Here is a 19,387-nt window from a genome sequence, read left to right as displayed (position 1 = left end):
GGTGTACGTCCACAAAGCACACTAGAAGCCCCCGAAACCCCACCCCCTCCCCGAAAACCACCCCCGGCTACACCCAGCCACCCCTCGACCCCCAACCGGCCCAACCCCACCCCGCGCCCGGGTGGCCCCACCCACCCAGCACCCCGCCCCACCCCCAGCCCACCCGGCAAACGAGCGACCCAGACTTCACCCACCCCGATCAGGTGACCCCGCCCGATCTTTGCCCGTCTCGCACGCATGTTTGCCGTTCCCGTACGCATGTTTGCGGCTTGTGTACGCGAAAGACCGGGGCAAGAAGGGCAAAGAACAAGGGGTGTTCGCCGGTGGGAGCGGCGAACACCCCTTGGGTTCCCCTTCGCGGAGTGGTCTGGCGGCGGCCGGGCCGAACCTGGCCGCGGCGGAGCGCGGGGTTACTGGGCCGCGCGGGTCACGACGGCGTTGCCCGAGCCGGTGCGGGCACGGACCTTCAGAGCGACCGCGCCCGCCGGGGCCGAGTCGGCGACGTCGATCTCGCTCGACACCTGCCCGGCGCTCGACGTCAGGTCTATCTCGGCCGCGACACCGCCGCGGATCCCGACGCGGACCTCGCCCGAGCCGGTGATCAGCTCCAGCGAACCCGAAGCCGCTTCGGCGACCGAGAGGTCACCGCTTCCGCTGCGCGCCATGACATCGCCCGCCACCGCGCCGAGCCAGACGTCGCCCGTGCCGGTCGCGAGCGTCGCGGAACCGGCGAGCGACGAGGCCTCCACGTCACCGCTGCCGGTGCGCAACTGGAGGCCGGACAGCGCCGGGCCGAGCTTGATGTTGCCGGTGCCCGTGCGGATGGTCGCCGAGCCGTCCGCGCGCTCGACCGAGACCTCGCCCGAGCCGGTGAGGATGTCGGCCCGGCCCGCCGCGCCGGTGACCTTCACCTCGGCCGCGCCCGCGCGGACCTCGATGTGGGAGCCGGCCGGGGCGTGCACCTTCACCGCGAGCGGGATGTTGCGCAGTGCCCACGCTTTGGGGCCCTGGACGACGAACCGGTTGCCGACCAGCTCGACGCGGGTCTGGCGGATCGCCTCCGCGGGTGAATTTTCCGCGTCCAGCCCGAATTGGCCGCCGAAGCGCTCGCCGACCCAGTTGAGCAGGTTCGACATGTTGTCCAGCCACGGCTCGCGGACCGTCGGGTCGTGGCTGAGCTCAGCGCGCGCCACCGAACCGCCGAGCACGATCTCGACACGGCCCAGCGTGACGCTCACGTCCAGCTCGATCGGGCCGTCGACCTCGAACTCTTCCGTACGCGGCACCACAGTTTCCTCGGTCATGATCGCCCCTCAGCCCTCTACCCAGCCGTGCAGCCGGGAATCCGATCGCTTGCCCTTGTCCTGGTGCCGCTGGTGCCCGCCGGACTTGCCGAGCGCGCCCTGCACGGCCTGCGACACGAACGTGTTCAGTGACACGCCCTGTGCCTGCGCCGCCTTCTCGGCCTGACCCTTGATCTGCTCGACGAGCCGGAGCGTGATGCGCGTGATGTCGCCGCCGTCGATCGACGGGGCGGGCTCGCGTGGTGTCGCGGCGGGCGGCTCCTCGACCGCGCTGCCGCCGGTCACCACCACGCGGACGTCACGGCCGTCGAGGCGGACCTCGACGACGTGGTCGGGCAGGCTCGCGGTGACCTCCGCGGCCAGGTCGGCCAGCGCGTTCATCAACGCCAGCCGCACCGAGGGCTCGATCGCGGCGGACAGCAGAGCCGCCGTGCGCCGCGTCTGGTCGTCTCCGGCCGAGGCCGTCGCGGCCAGGTCCTCGCGGAGGTTCGTGATGTACGGGCTCAGGTCCATGACGCCACTATGACGTCACCCGTGACGTCAGTCAAGGAGCCCATGGTGTCACGGTGGTGTCACCGGCATCGGCGGTTACGCTGCCTTCGACGAGGATCGAGTAGGGAGTCGAACGTGGCCGAGACGGTTTCACCGAAGGTGCAACTGATAGCGAAAACGGAGTTCTTCGAACCGGAGGACGTGCCGTGGACCACCGACGCCGACGGCGGCCAGGCGCTCGCCGAGTTCGCGGGCCGGGCCTGCTACCAGTCGTGGAAGAAGCCGAACCCCAAGACGGCCACGAACGCAGGCTACATCGACCACATCATCGAGGTCGGCCACCTCTCGGTGCTCGAGCACGGCTCGGTTTCCTTCTACATCACCGGAATCTCGCGTTCGCTCACGCACGAGCTGATCCGCCACCGGCACTTCTCGTACTCGCAGCTCTCCCAGCGGTACGTCCCCGAGCGTGACGCGTCGTTCGTCGAGCCGGACGTCATCGCGAACGATCCCGTGCTGCACGAGAAGTTCCTCGCCGCCGCGCAGGCCAGCCAGGACGCCTACACCGAACTGCTCGCCGGGCTCGAGGAGAAGTTCGCCGACTCGCCCAGCGCCACGCTGCGCCGCAAGCAAGCCCGCCAGGCCGCGCGCGCCGTGCTGCCCAACGCGACCGAGACCCGCATCGTGGTCACCGGCAACTACCGCGCCTGGCGGCACTTCGTCGCCATGCGCGCGACCGAGCACGCCGACGTCGAGATCCGCGCGCTGGCCATCGAATGCCTGCGCCAGCTGCACAAGGTCGCGGGCAATGTCTTCGCGGACTTCACCATCTCCCTCCTGCCGGACGGCACCGAGGTCGCTTCCAGCCCGAAGGTGCTCGAAGGCTGATGCGCCGTCTCGCGATTGATGTTCAGCCGGGCGAGTACGCCGTCGCCAAACTGGCCGCCGACGCCCCTGTCCCGCCAGGGCTCCTCGACAAGACCGACCCCGCCGTCCTCGTCTCGATCACCCGCACACCCCATGAGCTTTCGGTGATCTGTCCCGCCGCGCTCGCGCCCGCCGCCCAGGAGGTCGAGGACGGCTGGCGCCTGCTGACCGTCCGCGGCCCGCTCGCGTTCAACCTGACCGGCATCATCGCGGCGCTCGCGGGCGAGCTCGCCGCCGCCGGGGTGGCGTTGTTCTCGATTTCCACGTTCGACACCGACCACGTCCTCGTCCGCGGTCCTGAGCTGTCCACGGCGGTGGCCGCACTCCGCGCTTCCGGCCACGAAGTCACCCTCGACGTTTAAACGCCGCGTCCGCTGTCGACACCTCCACATGTCGACAGCGGGCACGGGTGGGCGGAGTCACCCTTGTCGGCGAATGTTCGGCATGCCTAAACTTCGATTTAGGTTCCCCGACAACCCCGAAGGTGGCCTCGATGGCAGTGGCGGAAGCCGCGCGGCGGCCGAAACTGGTCCGCTGGCTCAGTGGGTCGAGCCTGCTCGGCCCGGCGTTCGTCGCCGCGATCGCGTACGTCGACCCCGGCAATGTCGCGTCCAACATCAGCGCGGGCGCCCGCTTCGGCTACCTGCTCGTCTGGGTGATCGTCGCGGCCAACCTGATGGCCATGCTCATCCAGTTCCTCTCCGCCAAGCTCGGCCTGGTCACCGGCCTTTCGCTGCCGGAGGCGCTGCGTGAGCGGATGCCCCGCACCGGACGGCTCGCCTACTGGATGCAGGCCGAGGTCGTCGCCATCGCCACCGACATGGCCGAGGTCGTCGGCGGCGCGATCGCGCTGAACCTGCTGTTCGACCTGCCGCTGCTGCTCGGCGGCGTGATCACCGGCGCGGTCTCGCTCGGCATGCTCCTGGTGCAGGACCGCTCCGGCCAGCGCGCGTTCGAGCGGGTCATCACCGGGTTGCTGCTGGTCATCGCGGTGGGCTTCCTGGCGAGCCTGTTCGTCGAGCCGCCGTCGGCGTCCGGGATCGCGGGCGGCCTGGTGCCGAAGTTCGCCGGCGCCGACAGCATTCTCATCGCGGCGGCCATGCTCGGCGCCACGGTCATGCCGCACGTGGTCTACCTGCACTCCGCGCTGGCCAGGGACCGCCACGGGCACCCGACCGGCGACCAGCGCCGCCGCCTGCTCACCGCCACCAAGGTGGACGTCGGCGTCGCGATGCTGCTCGCTGGCGCGGTCAACCTCGGCATGCTGCTGCTCGCGGCGACCAACCTGCAGGGCCGGGAGGGCGTCGACTCGATCGAAGGCGCGCACGCGGCCGTCTCGCAGGCGCTCGGCCCCGGCGTCGCGCTGCTGCTCGCCATCGGCCTGCTCGCCTCCGGCCTCGCGTCCACTTCGGTCGGTGCGTACGCGGGTGCGATGATCATGCAAGGCTTGCTGCGCAAGCGAATCCCGTTGGTGCTGCGCCGGTTGATCACGCTCGCGCCCGCGCTGGTCGTGCTGGCGCTCGGCGTCGACCCGAGCCAGGCGCTCGTCGTTTCCCAGGTCGTCCTGTCGTTCGGGATCCCGTTCGCGCTGGCTCCGCTGATCAAGCTCACCAGCAATCCGGACGTGATGGGCGCCGACGCCAACCATCGCGCCACCACGCTGGCGGGTTGGGGCGTCACCGCGGTGATCGTCGCGCTGAACCTGGTGCTGATCTACCTCACGTTCGCGGGCTGAAACACGAACGAAACATCGAGCTTCTACCTTCATCAACGTACGGAACGTTGATGAAGGACGCGGATGACCAACGAAACACTGGATGAAGTCGACCTCCGGCTGCTCCAAGCGCTGCAAGCCGACGGCCGGGCCACGCACGCCGCGCTCGGCAAGGCGGTCGGGCTGACCGGCCCCTCGGTGTACGCGCGGATCAAGCGGCTCGAACGGGCCGGTGTCATCCGCGGCTACACCACGATCGTCGACGCGGGCGCGCTCGGCCAGGACCTCGTCGCCTACCTCAGGATCGGCACCAAGGCGGGTCCCGACGAGGCCGGTCCGTTCGAGGAGTTCGTCCACGCGGAGCCTCGGATACTCGAATGTCACGACGTCGACGGTGAAGACAGCTACATCGTCAAGGTCAGGGTCGGTACGCCGCAGGAACTCCGAGCGTTGCTCGCTCAAGTCCGCGCCCTGCCGGACGTGTACCGCACGATCACCTCGATCGCGCTGGAAACGATCAAGGAGACCCGCGGCGGCGGTCACCTCGCGGACCCTGCCACGCCCGAGGACGACTGATGGGCGAGATCCTCTGGCTCGGCCTGCTGCTCGGCGGGGGAGCGGCGCTCGCGGTCGGCCCGATCTTCGTCACGATCCTGCAGGAGGCGGCGACCCGCGGCTTCGGCGCGGCGTTCCGGGTGATCCTCGGCTCGGCGGTCGCCGACCTGGTGCTGCTCATTCCCGCGCTCGCCTTCGCCTGGGTGATCACCGCCATCGCCGGCGCGTCGCTCTGGGTCGGCATCGCGGGCGCGATCTTCTTCCTTTTCCTTGCGGGACAGGCGATCCGCGACGCCCGCAGGCTTTGGCGGCACGGTGAACCGGAAGCCGCGGCCGCTTGGGCGTTCTGGAAAGGCGTCGTCGCGAACCTCGCCAACCCGCTCACGTGGACGTTCTGGCTCGCCACCGGGACGCCGACCATGCTGCGCGCGCACGAGCTCGGCGGTTGGTTCGGCCTCGCGGTGTTCACTGTGGTCTGGTTCGTTGTCGCATCAGGACTCGAGGCGGTCATCGCGTGGGTCGTTGCCCGATCGGGCAAGCGGTTCGGCGGTCGTGGACAAGCCGCGCTGACAGCGTTGTCGGCTGTGCTGTTCGTCTCGCTCGCCGGAGTTTTATTGGCCCGTGACGTGTTCGCCTGATTTCCAAAACCCTTACAGCTACCATCTCCGCCCGTGACCCACGAGCAGACCCACACCCAGCCAGCGCAGCAGCCGCGCGTGCTCGCCGGCCGCTACGCGATCTTGAACGAACTCGGCCGCGGCGGCATGGGTGTGGTCTGGCGCGGGCAGGACCAGGTGATCGGACGGCAGGTGGCCATCAAGGAGCTGCACCTGCCCGACGGCGGGCCCGGCGCGGCCGTCTTCGGCGAGCGCGTGATGCGGGAGGTCCGCACCGGCGGCAAGCTCAACGATCCCGCGGTCGTCACCGTCTACGACGTGCTCAACGACAACGGCACCACGTACATCGTGATGGAGCTGGTCGAGGCGCCGACGCTCGCGGACGTCGTGCGGCAGTACGGGCCGCTGCCCGCGCAACAGGTCGCGGCCATCGGCGAGCAGGTGCTCTCGGCGCTCACCGCGGCGCACCAGGCGGGCATCGTGCACCGGGATGTCAAGCCCAGCAACATCATGGTCGCCTCGAACGGCCGGGTGAAGCTCGCCGACTTCGGCATCGCGCAGGCCATCGACGACCCGCGCATCACCACCAGCGGCATGGTGGTCGGCTCGCCCGCGTTCATGTCGCCGGAGCGGGTCAACGGCCAGGAGGCCATGCCCGAGTCGGACCTCTGGGCGCTCGGCGCGACGCTGTTCTTCGCCGCCGAGGGCACGGTCGCCTTCGAACGGCCGACGACCGCGGCGACCCTGCACGCGATCATGACCGAGATCCCGTACCTCACCAGGGCGCAGGGCCCGCTGGCCTCGGCGATCATGGGCCTGCTCATCGCCAGCCCGGAGGCCAGGCTCAAGCCGCAGCAGGCCAAGGCGCTGCTCGCGATGGCGACCTCGGGCAGCGCGCAAATCACCGCTCCGGTCCTATCGGGACGGACGACCGTGGCACCGGCCCCGTCCGCGAAACCCAAGCGTGGCCTGTGGCTTTCGCTCGTCGCGGTGGCCGCCGTGGTGGCGCTCGTGGCGGGACTCTTCGCTGGCAAGCTCATCTGGAGCCCGTCGGTCAGCGCGGCGATGCTGCCCACGATGACCTACGGCGCGGGCGGCGAGCTGCTCGAGTTCGAACAGGACGACAGCCTCGACTGCTACAGCACCCCGATCGCGGCCGGTTACCGGATCAATTCCGACGTCAAGGTCGACTGCGAGAAGGTGCACCAGTTCCAGATCTTCGACGCCTACAAGGTGCTCGAAACCGGCAGCTACACCGACGACAAGCTCCCATACGCCGGTTATCCGGACCTGGCGGTGCTGAAGGCCGCGGCCGAGGCGCGCTGCACGATGGTCTTCCAGTCCGACGCGGTGCTCCGCGACCAGCGGCCGAGCCTGCAGTTCCGCGCGCTGGTGCCCACCCAGCAGGAATGGGCGCGGGACACGGGCAACGACAAGGAACGCGTCCGGCTCGCCGTCTGCGCGCTGACCAAAAAGGACGGAAGCCAGATCGACGGCGACATTGTGCGCAAACTCAAGTAGCTGGAACGGAGACTTTCCGGCAAGGTGAGTCCCGCGCCGGTAAATCTTCTGGACCTGCGAGGAAAGCCAGGTCGTCACCGGGATCACCGGTGCGAGGAGGTAACGTCTTTGTCATGTCCACTCCACCTACCGCAGCCCCCGGCAGACCGTTCGGGCGCGTGCTCACCGCGATGGTCACCCCCTTCGACGCCGACGGCGCGCTGGATTTGAAGCGTGCCCAAGAGCTCGCTTCGCGCCTGGTGGACCTGGGAAACGACGGTCTCGTGGTCAACGGGACCACCGGCGAGAGCCCGACGACCAGTGACGCCGAGAAGTCCGAGCTGATCCGCGCCGTCGTCGAGGCGGTCGGCGACCGCGCCGCGGTCATCTCCGGCGCGGGCACCTATGACACGGCACACAGCGTCCAGCTGTCGCAGCAGGCCGAGGCGGCCGGCGCGCACGGGCTGCTGATCGTCACCCCGTACTACTCGCGGCCCACCCAGGCGGGGCTGCACGCGCACTTCACGGCGATCGCGGACTCCACCGGCCTGCCGGTGATGCTGTACGACATCCCGCCGCGCTCCATCGTGCCGATCGAGGTCGACACCCTCCTCCGGCTCGCCGAGCACCCCCGCATCGTGGCCGTCAAGGACGCCAAGGGCGACCTGCTGGCAGGCAGCGAGGTCATCGCCAACACCGAGCTCGCCTACTACTCCGGCGACGACGCGCTGAACCTGCCGTGGCTCTCCGTCGGCGCGGTCGGCGTGGCCAGTGTCATCGGACACGTGGTGGCCGGCCGGATCCGCAAGATGATCGAGGCCTACGAGAACGGCGACGTCTCGACCGCGCGCACCAACCACCGGGGCATGCTGCCGGTCTACCGGGCCATGTCGCGCGTCGGCGGGGTCGCGTTCGCCAAGGCCGCGCTGCGCCTGCGCGGGTTCGACGTCGGCGACCCGAGGCTGCCGATCGTGGCGCCGAACGCCGACCAGCTCGAGGCCGTCAGGGCCGATCTGAGCCAGGCGGGGGTCCCACTCGAAGGTGCGACGGCCTCGGACTGGAACACTGAGCGGGTAGCCCGCACGGATTCGGCGGCGGCTTACGTCGCCCCGACCACTCACACCAGCGTAGGGACCATTCCTAGGTGACCTCCTTCTCCACCGGCCCCGGGCCGACCAACGCCCCGCCAGCACTCCCGGAAGGCGGCCTGCGCGTTGTCGCGCTCGGCGGCATCGGGGAGGTAGGCCGCAACATGACCGTCTTCGAGTTCGGCGGCAGGCTGCTGATCGTCGACTGCGGCGTGTTGTTCCCCGAGGACGACCAGCCGGGCGTCGACCTGATCCTGCCGGACTTCCGCGCCATCGAGGACCGGCTCGACGACATCGACGCGCTCGTGCTGACCCACGGCCACGAGGACCACATCGGCGCGGTGCCGTTCCTCCTCAGGATGCGGCCCGACCTGCCGATCTACGGGTCGAAGTTCACCCTCGCGCTGCTCGCGGCCAAGGCCAAGGAGCACCGGCAGAAGCCGAAGCTGATCGAGGTCAAGGAGGGCGAGCGGCGCACCATGGGGCCGTTCGACTGCGAGTTCTTCGCGGTCAACCACTCCATCCCGGACGCGCTGGCGGTCGCCATCCGCACCCCGGCGGGCGTCGTGCTGCACACCGGCGACATCAAGCTCGACCAGCTGCCGCTCGACGGCAGGCTCACCGACCTCGCGGGCTTCTCGCGGCTCGGCGACGAGGGTGTCGACCTGTTCTGCGTGGACTCCACCAACGCCGAGGTGCCCGGGTTCGTCATGCCCGAGCGCGACATCGGCCCGGTGCTCGACGACGTGATCCGCCGCGTCGACCAGCGTGTGATCGTGGCGTGTTTCGCGAGCCACGTGCACCGCGTGCAGCAGGTGCTCGACGTGGCGCAGCGGCATGGCCGCCGGGTCGCGTTCGTCGGCCGCTCGATGGTCCGCAACATGGGCATCGCCGCCGACCTCAAGCTGCTGAACATCCCCGAGGGCCTGCTGGTCGATCTCGACCAGGCCAGCAACCTGCCGGAGAGCAAGGTCCTGTTCGTCTCGACCGGCTCGCAGGGTGAGCCGCTGTCGGCGCTGTCGCGGATGGCGCGCGGCGAGCACCGGCAGATCTCGATCCGCGCGGGCGACACGGTCGTGCTGGCGAGCTCGATGATCCCCGGCAACGAGACGGCCGTGTTCGGGGTCGTGAACGGCCTGGTGCGGCTCGGCGCGAACGTGGTGCACCAGGGCAACGCCAAGGTCCACGTCTCCGGGCACGCGTCCGCGGGCGAGCTGCTGTACCTGTACAACGCCGTCCGCCCGAGCAATGTCATGCCGGTGCACGGCGAGTGGAAGCACCTACGCGCCAACGGCGAGCTGGCCGTGCGCACCGGCGTCTCGCCGGAGAACGTGGTCATCGCCGAGGACGGCGTGGTCGTCGACCTGGTCGACGGCAAGGCCACCCGCACCGGGCGGGTCGAGGTCGGACACGTCTATGTGGACGGCCTGTCCGTCGGCGACGTCGGCGAGTCGACGCTGTCCGACCGGCTCGTGCTCGGCGAGGGTGGGTTCATCGCGATCACCATCGCGGTCGACACCAGCACCGGCCGCCCGGTCACCGCGCCGACGATTTCCGGCCGCGGTTTCTCGGATGATCCGAAAGCGCTCGACGCCGTGGTTCCATTGGTGGAAATGGAGTTAGCCCGTACAGAGGCCGAGGGAATCACCGATACGCACCGCATCGCGCAGGCCGTTCGCCGGGTCGTCGGCCGCTGGGTCGCCGACACCTACCGCCGCCGCCCGATGATCGTGCCCACGGTTATCCCAGTCTGAGGCACTTTTTCACCAGCACGGTCCCGGATCAGCCCGCCGGCCGCCCGAAAGGGCGACTGGGCGGGCTGATCCTTTTTCGTACGGAGAACGCCACCATTCTCAGCCGGTCAGCACTAGGAGCCGACTCGATTTTTGACTAATCTCGAAGTCATCAGTCGACCCGCGGGGCGGGGTCGGACCGATCGGCAGAAAGGCTGCGCCGGTGGGGCGACACTCGACCATCAAGGCCCGAAGACGGGTTCTCGTCCCCGTCGTCGTGCTCGGTGTGGTGATCGCGGTCAGCGCCGTCTCCTTTGGAGTGATCCAGCTCGTCCACGCGAATCACGCCTGTGCGGCACAGACCAAAGTGTTCGTGGCCGCTTCCCCTGACATCGCGCCCGCGCTGACCGACGTGGTCAGGGGCGTGCGCCAGGAGTGCGCGCAGATCGAGGTCCAGCCGCGTGATTCCGCGCAGGTGGCGGAAAGCCTGGCGATCTCGGACGGCTCGGTGAAACCGCAGGTCTGGGTTCCCAGCTCCACCTTGGCGTTGCAGCGCGCGCGTCAGCTCGGCGCGACGCAGGTGCCCGAGTCCGGCCCGTCGGTGGCGAGCTCGCCGGTGGTGCTCGGGGTCGCGCAGGAGATCGCGGCCGGGCTCGGCTGGCCGTCGAAAACGCTCACCTGGGCGGATGTGCTCGGGGTGAGCGACGGGACGGTCACCCCCGGAATGCCGGACCCGGCAAGGAATCCGGTCGGGGTGTCGGCGCTGTTCGGGCTGCGGGACGTCACGAAGGGCAAGCCGGACGCGGGGCCCGCGTACACCTCGCTGCTGCGGCGCTTCTCGGCGACCACGACCGCCACCGAGGCGGAGTTGTTCACCCGGCTGCCCGGCGCCGACCTGGCGGTCCAGTCGGTGACCACGTTCCCGACTTCGGAAAACGCGATACTGCGGCACAATGTCGCGAAACCGGGCGCGCCGCTCGTCTCGGTCTATTCGCCTGCCGCGCCTTCGCTCGACTACCCGTTCGCGGTGCTCTCCGGCACGGATCCCGCGCAGGCCAAGGCGATCGAGCCGGTGCTGTCGGCGTTGCTCTCCCAGCCGGGCGCGGTGGCCGTCGCGGACGCGGGCCTGCGCGCCGCCGGCGGGCAGGCGCTGCGCGCGGCCACGGACAACCGCGTGACCGGTCGGGGTTTGCAGACGGCGCGAATGCCTTCGCTGGCCGAAGTGGACCAGATACTGAACCAGTGGGCCGGGGTCAACCTGAGCGCACGGGTCCAGGTGCTCATCGACGTTTCCGGCTCGATGACCGCGCTGGTGCCCGGCACGGAGAAGACCCGGATGCAGGCGACGCTCGAAGCGGCGGAGAAAGGCCTGCGCCTGTTCAAACCGACCAGCCAGGTGCGGATACTGACGTTCTCCACGAAGCTCGACGGCGACAAGGACTATCGCGAAGTGCTGCCGATGGCGCCGGTCGGGGAGCAGCTCAAGCCCGGCCCGCTGGAGAAACTGCGCGGCATCAAAGCGACCCCGGACGGCCAAACCGGGCTCTATGACAGTGTTTTGGACTCGTACCGGGTGGCGCGGCGCGAGTGGGAGCCGGGCAGGCTCAACGTCGTCATCGTGATGACCGACGGCAAGAACTCCGACCCTGGCGGGCTCACTCGTGAGCAATTGCTTGGTGAACTCGGCAAGTTGCAGGATCTGCGGCGGCCGATTCCGATCATCGGGATCGGCATCGGCCCGGACATCGACGCGACCGAGTTGCAGGAGATCACGAAGCCGACGGGCGGCCAGGCGTTCACCACCCCGGACCCTGGCAAGATCGCCGACGTGTTCTTCGGGGCGCTGAGCAAGCTCACCGGCGCCTGATCACCTGATATATCCCCAGTATCGCGGCCAGGCTGATGAGGCTGAGGTACAGCTGCGAACGCGCGTCCTCGACGAACAGCATCGAAACGACCACCAGCAGCGTGCCCGCGAGTGTGAGCCGGCTGAGCCAGGGATAGCCCCACATGCGGAGCTTGAGGCGTTCGGGCGCCTCGGCTTCGAGCGTGCGGCGCATCCGGAGCTGCGAGCCCGCGATGATCGCGTAGACGAAGAGCGCGACGGCGCCCGCCGAGTTGATGATGAAGTAGAAGATCTGGTCGGGGGAGACGTAACTCATGATCACGGCCACGTAGCCGACCGAGGTGGACAGCAGGATCGCCTTCCACGGCACGCCGCGTGCGTTCGTGTCGGCGACCCAGCGCGGAGCCCAGCCGTGCCGTCTCAACGCGAAGAGCATGCGGGAAGCCGTGTACAGCCCCGAATTCAGCACCGAGAGCGCGGCGGTGAGCACGACCGCGCTGACGATCGTCTCGGCGGCCGGGATGCCGAACCGGCCGAACGCGGCGGCGAACGGGCTCGTCTCGGTCGGCACCTCACGCCACGGGATGATCATCACGATCAGCGCGACCGAGCCGACGTAGAACAGGATCACCCGCCAGACGGTGGTGGCGGTGGCCTTCTGCACGGCCTTCTCCGGCTCACTCGACTCCGCGGCCGCGATGGTGACGATCTCGGCCCCGAAGTACGAGAAGATCACGATCACCACGCCGTGGATGACCGAGAACGCGCCATTGGCGACGAACCCGTCTTGCGCGATGTTGCCGGCGGACAGGTGGGCGCCCGGCCAGAAGCCGAGCACGAACAGCAGGCCCAGCACCATGAACACGACGATCGTGGTGACCTTGATCGACGCCAGCCAGAACTCGGTCTCGCCGAACGAGCGCGCGGACAGCAGGTTCGTGACGGTCAGCAGGAGCATGAGCACGAGCGAGAACACCCACTGCGGAACCGAAGGCACCCATTTCTCGAGGATCTTGGCGCCCGCGACGGCCTCGAACGCGACCACGCCAACCCAGAAGTACCAATACAGCCAGCCGATCGTGAAGCCCGCCCAGCCGCCGAGCGCCTCGCGCGCGTACTCCATGAACGACCCGAGCGCGGGCGACGCGGTCGCCATCTCGCCCAGCATCCGCATGACGAGCACGACCAGCAGCCCGCCCAGCGCGTAGGAGAGGACGGCGGCGGGCCCGACGGTGTGGATCACCGCCCCGCTGCCGATGAAGAGGCTCGCGCCGATGATCCCGCCGAGCGCGATCATCCGGACGTGCCGCTGGCGGAGATTCGGCTTCAGGCCCTCGGTGTCCCGAGCGTCGGTGTCCATAGCGACGGGATCTTTCCAGCAACCGTCCTACCCGGGCAATGGCTCACCGATGGCGACTTGATGATCAGGGGATTTGAGCTGCACGAGGGTCGCCCCGGCGAGCAGCACGACGGCCCCGACGGCCTGCACGACCGTCAACGCCTCACCGAGCAGGATCCACGCCAGTATGTTGGCCAGTATCACCTCGACCAGCCCCAGTACGCTCGCGATGGCCGCCGGGAGGTACTGGAGCGCGGAGATCCCGGCGAGGTAGGCGAGCACGGTCCCGACCAGCATGAGCGCGACCAGCGCCACCCAGACCGGCGGATGCCACGGCCCGATCACCGCGGGCTCGGTGAGGACGCGGACCGGGATCGTCCACGGCGGCGCGACCACGCATACGGCGAGCGCGCCGATGCCCATGCCCCAGGTGACCATGCCCAGCGGATGCCTGCTCGCCAGCCCCCGTTCGCCGATCAGGAAGTATCCGGCCGAGCACAGCGCCGCCCCGAACCCGGCGAGCAACCCGAGCGCGTCGAGCCTGAGTCCCTGCCAGACCTGCGCGACCAGTATCAGGCCGATCATGGCGAGCGCGATCCCGCCCCAGACGGCCTTCGCGAGATGGACCTTGCGCACGAACCGGGTCCACAGCGCGATCAGCACCGGCGAGACGAACTCCAGCAGGATCGCGATCCCGACCGGGATCCGGCTGGTGGCGATGAAGTACACCAGCTGGATCCCGCCGACCCCGATCAGCCCGTACGCGATCAGCAGCCGCCACTCACCCTTGCCGACCTTGAGGATCGACGGCTTGACGATCCCCACGGCCGCGAAGAGCACGAGCGCCGACAGTCCAAGCCGGACGGCCGCGACCTGCTGCGGTGTCAGTCCCGCGACCATCGTCGGCTTCCCCAGCGTCCCGGACGTGCTGAAGAACAACGCCGACAGCACGATCAGCGCCGTCCCGCGCCCTTGCCGGGTCTTCGCTGGTAAAACGTCGATAGCCACGCCCGCGAGCGTAACTCCCGCCCCCGACACTCTTCGCCCCATTTACGGGGCTGGGCTCAAGCGCGCAGGCCCGCCGCGATGTGCCCGGTGATCGTCGCCAGCCGGACACCCTGCAGGCGCAGCGCCTCCAATGCCACGTCGTCCGGTTCCGCCGACTTGCGCGACACCCACGAGCCGCCGTAAGGATTTCCGGACTCCAGCAGGTGTTTCGCGTTGTAACCGAGCGGGACGACGATGGCGCCCCAGTGATAGAAGATGTTGTTGATCGCCAGGATCGTCGACTCGAGACCACCGTGTGCCGTCGACGCGGTGGTGAACGAGGTCGCGACCTTGTCGGCGAGCTTTCCCTTGGCCCACAAGCCGCCCGTGGTGTCCAAAAAGGACTTGAGCTGGCTGGCAGGCCCGCCGAAGCGGGTCGGGGTGCCCGCCGCGATGCCGTCCGCCCACTCGAGGTCGTCCAGCGTGGCCAGATCGGCGCGCGGGCCCGCGTCCACATAGGACTGCCAGCGCGGGTTGGTCGCGATGGCCTCGGGTGGCGCGGTTTCGGCGACCGTACGCAGGCGGACTTCGGCGCCCGTGTCGAGCGCGCCCTTGGCCAGCGCTTCGGCCAGGCTCGCGGTGTTGCCGGTCGCGCTGTAGTAAACGACGAGAATCCGTGTGCTCACGCCATCCGAGGGTAGGCCACCCCGAAGCCCTGTCTCAGAAAGTGGGCTTCCAGGGGCTGACGGTGTCGGTCGGCCGCGTCGGGTCGTGGAAACGCGGCTTGTCGAGTTCGCCCCGGCGCAGCGGGATCATGCCCTCGACGATCGCGCGCATGATCTTCTCGTGCGCGAGACGGCCCGCGCTGGGACGCGACTGGTCGATCTCGGACAGGTCGACCGGCTTGCCGAAGTGCACGCGGAACGTCGGGCGCCGCATCGGCGCGCTCAGGCCGGAGCGGGCGAGCGGGGCCAGGTCGGCCGGGCCGTTGACGGTCTCGGTGCCCCAGTACACCGCCTCGTGCGCGCCCCACTGGCTGATCGGGATCACCGGCACGCCCGCGGCGAGCGCGAGCCGGGCCGCGCCGGTCTTGCCGCGCTCGGGCCACAGGCCGGGATCGTGGCTGATCCGGCCCTCGGGGTAGACGATGATCGGGTCGCGGGTGGTGCGCAGCGCCTCGGCGGCCTCGCCGAACTGGCCGACCGCGGTGGTGGACTCCGCGCGGTCGATGCGCAGGTGGTTGCTGGCACGCAGGGCCGGGCCGATCACCGGCGCGTCGAGGATGCCGCCCGCCAGCATGAACCGGGGGTTGATGCCGATCTTCTTGCACGCGGCCATCAGCACGAAGGCGTCGAACACACCGATGTGGTTCGGGGTCATCAGCAGCGGCTGTTTCCGCAGCTCAGGGGACACTTCGCCGGTGACGCGCAGCCGTCCGACGAAGTTCACGAGGCCACGGTCGAGGTTCAACATCGTCCGCCAGATGGCGGGTGCGCGGCGATTTCCGTCTCGGCCCATGCCGTTCCGGCCCAGTGCAACCATGGCGTCAGCATTTCATGCCTTCGGATTCACCCGGTTGGCCGCTCAAGGTTTGGTTGCTTCGCAAAACAGTGACGAATGTTTCGCTTGGGCTGCGAGTGGCGGACGTGACGAACGGGGACCTGCGGTTACCGTGGATACATGGCTAGTGGGTCGGCTACGACAAGGAAGAGTTCAGGACGCGGCGGGGGCAAGGGACCGGCGCGCAAGCCTCGTACCACCGCGAAGCCAAGGTCGACAGCCTCCCGCCCGGCCGCCAGGCCTGCCGCGCGCAGGCCGGCGCCGCGCCGCAAGAGCTCGTCCGGCACCTTCGGCAAGGCCGTCCGCAGTGGCTGGAGCCTGCTCGCCAAGGGCATCGGCAGCATGGCGCGCACGGTCGGGCGCACCCGCGAGCTGGAGGCCGAGCACCGCCGCGACGGGCTGGCGCTGGGCCTCATCGCGATCGGCCTGATCGCCGCCGTCGGCGTCTGGTGGCAGGCCGCCGGGCCGATCGGCCGCTGGGTCGAGATCGGCACCCGCTTCATCCTCGGCGCGGGCGCGGTGACGCTGCCGCTCGCGATGATCGTCACCGCCGTCGCGCTGATGCGCTCCGAGCCACGCCCGGAGACCCGGCCCCGCATGGTGATCGGCACGCTGCTGGTGACCCTCGCCGTGCTCGGCATGCTGCACATCTTCACCGGGCTGCCGGAGGAGACGGACTTCCAGATGTACGCGGGCGGCGTCATCGGCGCGTTCGCTGGCGGGCTGCTGGTCAAGGGCGTGACCAGCTGGGTCGCCGTCCCGCTGCTGATACTGGTGCTCGGGTTCGGCGTGCTGGTGTTCACCGGCACCCCGGTCCGCGAGATCCCGCACCGCCTGCGCAACTGGGGTCTCGACGAGGAGGAGATCGCCGAAGCCGAGGCCGAGCGCCAGGCCATCCACGCCGAGCGCGACGCCGTCACCGAGGCCGACCCGAAGTCCGTCCGCCTGCGCAAGCCGTCCCGCCGCCGCCAGGCCTCGAACTCCGAGGGCGAGCAGCTCGACATCGAGGCCGCGCTCGCCGAGCCGCCCACCCCGCTGCGCCCGCCCAAGCCACAGAGCTCGTCAAAGCGCGCCGCCGAGGTGGCCGAAAAGAAGCCCGCGAAGGCCGAGCCCGCTCTGGCGGTCACCCGAACGGTGGAAGGCGACTACAAGCTGCCGTCGCCGGAGCTGCTCAAGCTCGGCGACGCGCCCAAGAGCCGCAGCCGCGCCAACGACACGATGATCGAGGCCATCGGCGGCGTGCTGGAGCAGTTCAACGTCGACGCGCAGGTCACCGGCTTCACCCGGGGCCCGACGGTCACCCGGTACGAGGTCGAGCTCGGCCCTGGCGTGAAGGTCGAGAAGATCACCGCGCTCACCAAGAACATCGCGTATGCCGTCGCCACCGACAACGTCCGCCTGCTCGCGCCGATCCCCGGCAAGTCGGCGGTCGGCATCGAGGTGCCCAACTCCGACCGCGAGATGGTCCGCCTCGGCGACGTGCTGCGCGCGCCGTCGACCGTCAAGGACACCCACCCTATGGTGGTCGGCCTCGGCAAGGACATCGAGGGCCACTTCGTCACCGCGAACCTCACGAAGATGCCCCACCTGCTGGTCGCGGGCTCCACCGGTTCCGGTAAGTCGAGCTTCGTCAACTCGATGCTCGTCTCGCTGCTCGCCCGCGCCACCCCTGACGAGTGCCGGATGGTGCTGATCGACCCGAAGATGGTCGAGCTGACCCCGTACGAGGGCATCCCGCACCTGATCACGCCCATCATCACCCAGCCGAAGAAGGCCGCCGCCGCGCTGGCCTGGCTGGTGGAGGAGATGGAGCAGCGCTACCAGGACATGCAGGTCAACAAGGTCCGCCACATCGACGACTTCAACAAGAAGGTCCGCTCGGGCGAGATCACCGCGCCACCCGGCAGCGAGCGGGTCTACCAGCCGTATCCGTACATCATGGCGATCGTCGACGAGCTCGCCGACCTGATGATGACCGCGCCCCGCGACGTCGAGGACGCCATCGTCCGCATCACCCAGAAGGCCCGCGCCGCCGGTATCCACCTGGTGCTCGCGACACAGCGCCCGTCCGTCGACGTGGTCACCGGCCTGATCAAGACCAACGTCCCGTCCCGGCTGTCGTTCGCGACCTCGTCGCTGACCGACTCGCGGGTCATCCTCGACCAGCCGGGCGCCGAGAAGCTGATCGGCATGGGCGACGCGCTCTACCTGCCGATGGGCGCCGGCAAGCCGATCCGCGTGCAGGGCGCGTACGTCAGCGACGAGGAGATCGCCGCGGTCGTCGGCTTCGCCAAGGAACAGGCGCAGCCGGAGTACCAGGACGGCGTCACCTCGGCCAAGGCGGGCGAGAAGAAGGAGATCGACGCCGACATCGGCGACGACCTCGACGTGCTGCTGCAGGCCGCCGAGCTCATCGTGACCTCGCAGTTCGGCTCGACGTCGATGCTCCAGCGCAAGCTGCGCGTCGGCTTCGCGAAGGCGGGCCGCCTGATGGACCTGCTGGAGAGCAGGGGAGTGGTCGGCCCGTCCGAGGGCTCGAAGGCCCGCGACGTGCTGATCAAGCCGGAAGAGCTGGAGTCGGTGCTGTTCATGATCCGCGGCGGCGACGGCGGGCCCGCCGACGACGAGGACTAACTCGCGTGCAACCGGCCGAGGGGTTGGATCCGTCTGATGACCGTGAGCTGGAAAGAGTGGATCCTCGCGGCATGTAGCGCGCTCGGGCTGGTGTGCGGGCCCAGCGCGCAGGCACCCGCGCCCGCGGACTCCGGGGCGCAGGCGCAGCTGAACACCGAGCTGACGCTACGGACCGGTGAGTCAGTGGCGGTGCAGGGCGCGGACCTGCGCGTCGGCTTCGATTCGGTGGCCGACTCGCGGTGCCCGCCCAAGGTCCTCTGCGTCTGGGAGGGCGACGCGGCCGTCACCGTGTCGCTGATCAGGCCGAGCACCGGCGCCCGGACCACGGTCGTGCTGCATTCGAACGCCGGTTTCGCCAAGCCGACGGTCTACGAGGGCTTCGAGGTGAAGCTCACCAGCGTCGCGCAGCCTGCCGACCACGTGACGCTGGTGGTCTCCAAGAGCTAGCTCAGCGGGTTGTCCCAGTGATCGAGATAGGCGATCTCCTCGATCGGCGTGCGGGCGGCGGGCTTGAAGTCGGACACCGTGGTGTACGCGACCGGCAGCAGCCCGACCTGGGTGACGTCGTCCGGGATACCGAGGATCTTCGCCGCCTCGGCCTCGCGGACCAGGGTGTACGTGGTCAGCGTCGAGCCGAGCCCGCGCGACCGCAGCGCGAGCTGGAAGCTCCACACAGCGGGGAAGATGCCGCCGTAGAAGGCGGCGAGCTCACCGTTTCCGCCTTGTGGCCGTCCTCGCAGGCACGGGATGACGAAGACCGGGACCCGCTCGATGTTGTCGATGAGGAACCGGCCGGACGCCATCGCCCGCTTCACCGGCCCCGACTCGGCGGCGGGGCCCGCTTCGGCGAGCTTCGAGTCCAGGTAGGGCTCGCCGACCGAGCGGAAGAGCGCGCCCAGCTCGTTCTTCACCTCCTGGTCGCGCACGACCAGCCAGCGCCAGCTCTGCGCGTTGCCCGGGGTCGGCGCCTGCGTCGCGAGCCGGAGGCAGTCCGCGATCACCTCCGGCTCGACCGGGCGGTCGAGATCGAGCTTGCGCCGCACCGCGCGAGTGGTGCTGAGCAGGTGGTCCGTGTCCATTGCCGCCTCTTT

Annotated in this window: 18 protein-coding genes; 11 read left to right on the top strand and 7 right to left on the bottom strand. The window is 69.4% G+C overall.

Annotated features, from left to right (window positions below):
• Positions 1–410 precede the first annotated feature (410 nt).
• Entirely contained in the window at positions 411–1,304 is an 894-nt protein-coding gene (locus BLV57_RS20155) for a DUF4097 family beta strand repeat-containing protein (protein ID WP_091290977.1), read from the bottom strand.
• A 9-nt stretch (positions 1,305–1,313) separates the two neighbouring features.
• Positions 1,314–1,817: a toxin-antitoxin system HicB family antitoxin gene (locus BLV57_RS20150; RefSeq protein WP_091290974.1), complete on the bottom strand. Its 504-nt coding sequence runs from the start codon at positions 1,815–1,817 to the stop codon at positions 1,314–1,316.
• Between the two features lie 114 nt (positions 1,818–1,931).
• Between BLV57_RS20150 and thyX the strand changes: the two genes are divergently transcribed.
• The 9 genes from thyX to BLV57_RS20105 all read left to right on the top strand — a co-directional run bounded on the left by thyX (position 1,932) and on the right by BLV57_RS20105 (position 11,797).
• Entirely contained in the window at positions 1,932–2,684 is a 753-nt protein-coding gene (gene thyX / locus BLV57_RS20145; RefSeq protein WP_091290970.1) for an FAD-dependent thymidylate synthase, read from the top strand.
• Positions 2,684–3,085, top strand: coding sequence for an ACT domain-containing protein (locus BLV57_RS20140; protein ID WP_091290966.1), 402 nt, complete (start codon positions 2,684–2,686; stop codon positions 3,083–3,085). Before thyX ends, BLV57_RS20140 begins: the two co-directional genes overlap by 1 nt.
• A 131-nt stretch (positions 3,086–3,216) precedes the next feature.
• Positions 3,217–4,458, top strand: coding sequence for an Nramp family divalent metal transporter (locus tag BLV57_RS20135; RefSeq protein WP_091290963.1), 1,242 nt, complete (start codon positions 3,217–3,219; stop codon positions 4,456–4,458).
• A 63-nt stretch (positions 4,459–4,521) separates the two neighbouring features.
• Complete coding sequence (locus BLV57_RS20130; RefSeq protein ID WP_091290960.1) at positions 4,522–5,013, top strand: Lrp/AsnC family transcriptional regulator; 492 nt, start codon at positions 4,522–4,524, stop codon at positions 5,011–5,013.
• A complete protein-coding gene (locus tag BLV57_RS20125) occupies positions 5,013–5,630 on the top strand; it encodes a LysE family translocator (RefSeq protein WP_091290957.1) in 618 nt (205 codons plus the stop codon). Before BLV57_RS20130 ends, BLV57_RS20125 begins: the two co-directional genes overlap by 1 nt.
• 33 nt (positions 5,631–5,663) lie before the next feature.
• Complete coding sequence (locus BLV57_RS20120) at positions 5,664–7,130, top strand: serine/threonine-protein kinase (RefSeq protein ID WP_176968725.1); 1,467 nt, start codon at positions 5,664–5,666, stop codon at positions 7,128–7,130.
• A gap of 113 nt (positions 7,131–7,243) precedes the next feature.
• Positions 7,244–8,257, top strand: a complete 1,014-nt coding sequence (gene dapA / locus BLV57_RS20115; protein ID WP_091290954.1) for a 4-hydroxy-tetrahydrodipicolinate synthase — start codon at positions 7,244–7,246, stop codon at positions 8,255–8,257.
• Between the two features lie 59 nt (positions 8,258–8,316).
• Positions 8,317–9,951, top strand: a complete 1,635-nt coding sequence (locus tag BLV57_RS20110; RefSeq protein ID WP_091291915.1) for a ribonuclease J — start codon at positions 8,317–8,319, stop codon at positions 9,949–9,951.
• 202 nt (positions 9,952–10,153) lie between these two features.
• Positions 10,154–11,797 (top strand): VWA domain-containing protein, encoded by a 1,644-nt coding sequence (locus tag BLV57_RS20105; protein ID WP_091290952.1) that lies wholly within the window; start codon positions 10,154–10,156, stop codon positions 11,795–11,797.
• Here BLV57_RS20105 and BLV57_RS20100 read toward each other — a convergent pair.
• The 4 genes from BLV57_RS20100 to BLV57_RS20085 are packed head-to-tail and all read right to left on the bottom strand — an operon-like array spanning position 11,784 to position 15,644.
• Entirely contained in the window at positions 11,784–13,136 is a 1,353-nt protein-coding gene (locus tag BLV57_RS20100) for an amino acid permease (protein WP_091290949.1), read from the bottom strand. The genes BLV57_RS20105 and BLV57_RS20100 overlap by 14 nt on opposite strands.
• A gap of 27 nt (positions 13,137–13,163) precedes the next feature.
• The gene (locus BLV57_RS20095; RefSeq protein ID WP_091290946.1) at positions 13,164–14,165 is read right to left on the bottom strand and encodes an EamA family transporter; all 1,002 of its coding nucleotides are present in this window, start codon (positions 14,163–14,165) and stop codon (positions 13,164–13,166) included.
• A 14-nt stretch (positions 14,166–14,179) separates the two neighbouring features.
• Positions 14,180–14,788 (bottom strand): NAD(P)H:quinone oxidoreductase, encoded by a 609-nt coding sequence (gene wrbA / locus BLV57_RS20090; RefSeq protein ID WP_091290943.1) that lies wholly within the window; start codon positions 14,786–14,788, stop codon positions 14,180–14,182.
• Between the two features lie 34 nt (positions 14,789–14,822).
• On the bottom strand, positions 14,823–15,644 hold the full coding sequence (locus tag BLV57_RS20085; protein ID WP_091290940.1) for a lysophospholipid acyltransferase family protein: 822 nt from the start codon (positions 15,642–15,644) through the stop codon (positions 14,823–14,825).
• 138 nt (positions 15,645–15,782) lie between these two features.
• Between BLV57_RS20085 and BLV57_RS20080 the strand changes: the two genes are divergently transcribed.
• Both BLV57_RS20080 and BLV57_RS20075 read left to right on the top strand, forming a co-directional pair.
• The gene (locus tag BLV57_RS20080) at positions 15,783–18,296 is read left to right on the top strand and encodes an FtsK/SpoIIIE family DNA translocase (protein ID WP_091290938.1); all 2,514 of its coding nucleotides are present in this window, start codon (positions 15,783–15,785) and stop codon (positions 18,294–18,296) included.
• A gap of 36 nt (positions 18,297–18,332) precedes the next feature.
• A complete protein-coding gene (locus BLV57_RS20075) occupies positions 18,333–18,743 on the top strand; it encodes a hypothetical protein (protein WP_091290937.1) in 411 nt (136 codons plus the stop codon).
• Here the strand turns inward: BLV57_RS20075 and BLV57_RS20070 are convergent.
• A complete protein-coding gene (locus BLV57_RS20070; protein ID WP_091290935.1) occupies positions 18,740–19,375 on the bottom strand; it encodes a nitroreductase family protein in 636 nt (211 codons plus the stop codon). The two genes, BLV57_RS20075 and BLV57_RS20070, sit on opposite strands and share 4 nt — an antisense overlap.
• Between the last annotated feature and the right edge of the window lie 12 nt (positions 19,376–19,387).

The organism is Amycolatopsis xylanica, assembly GCF_900107045.1.
In the GTDB taxonomy this organism is placed as follows: Bacteria; Actinomycetota; Actinomycetes; order Mycobacteriales; family Pseudonocardiaceae; genus Amycolatopsis; species Amycolatopsis xylanica.
This window is presented reverse-complemented; position numbering and strand designations above follow the sequence as displayed.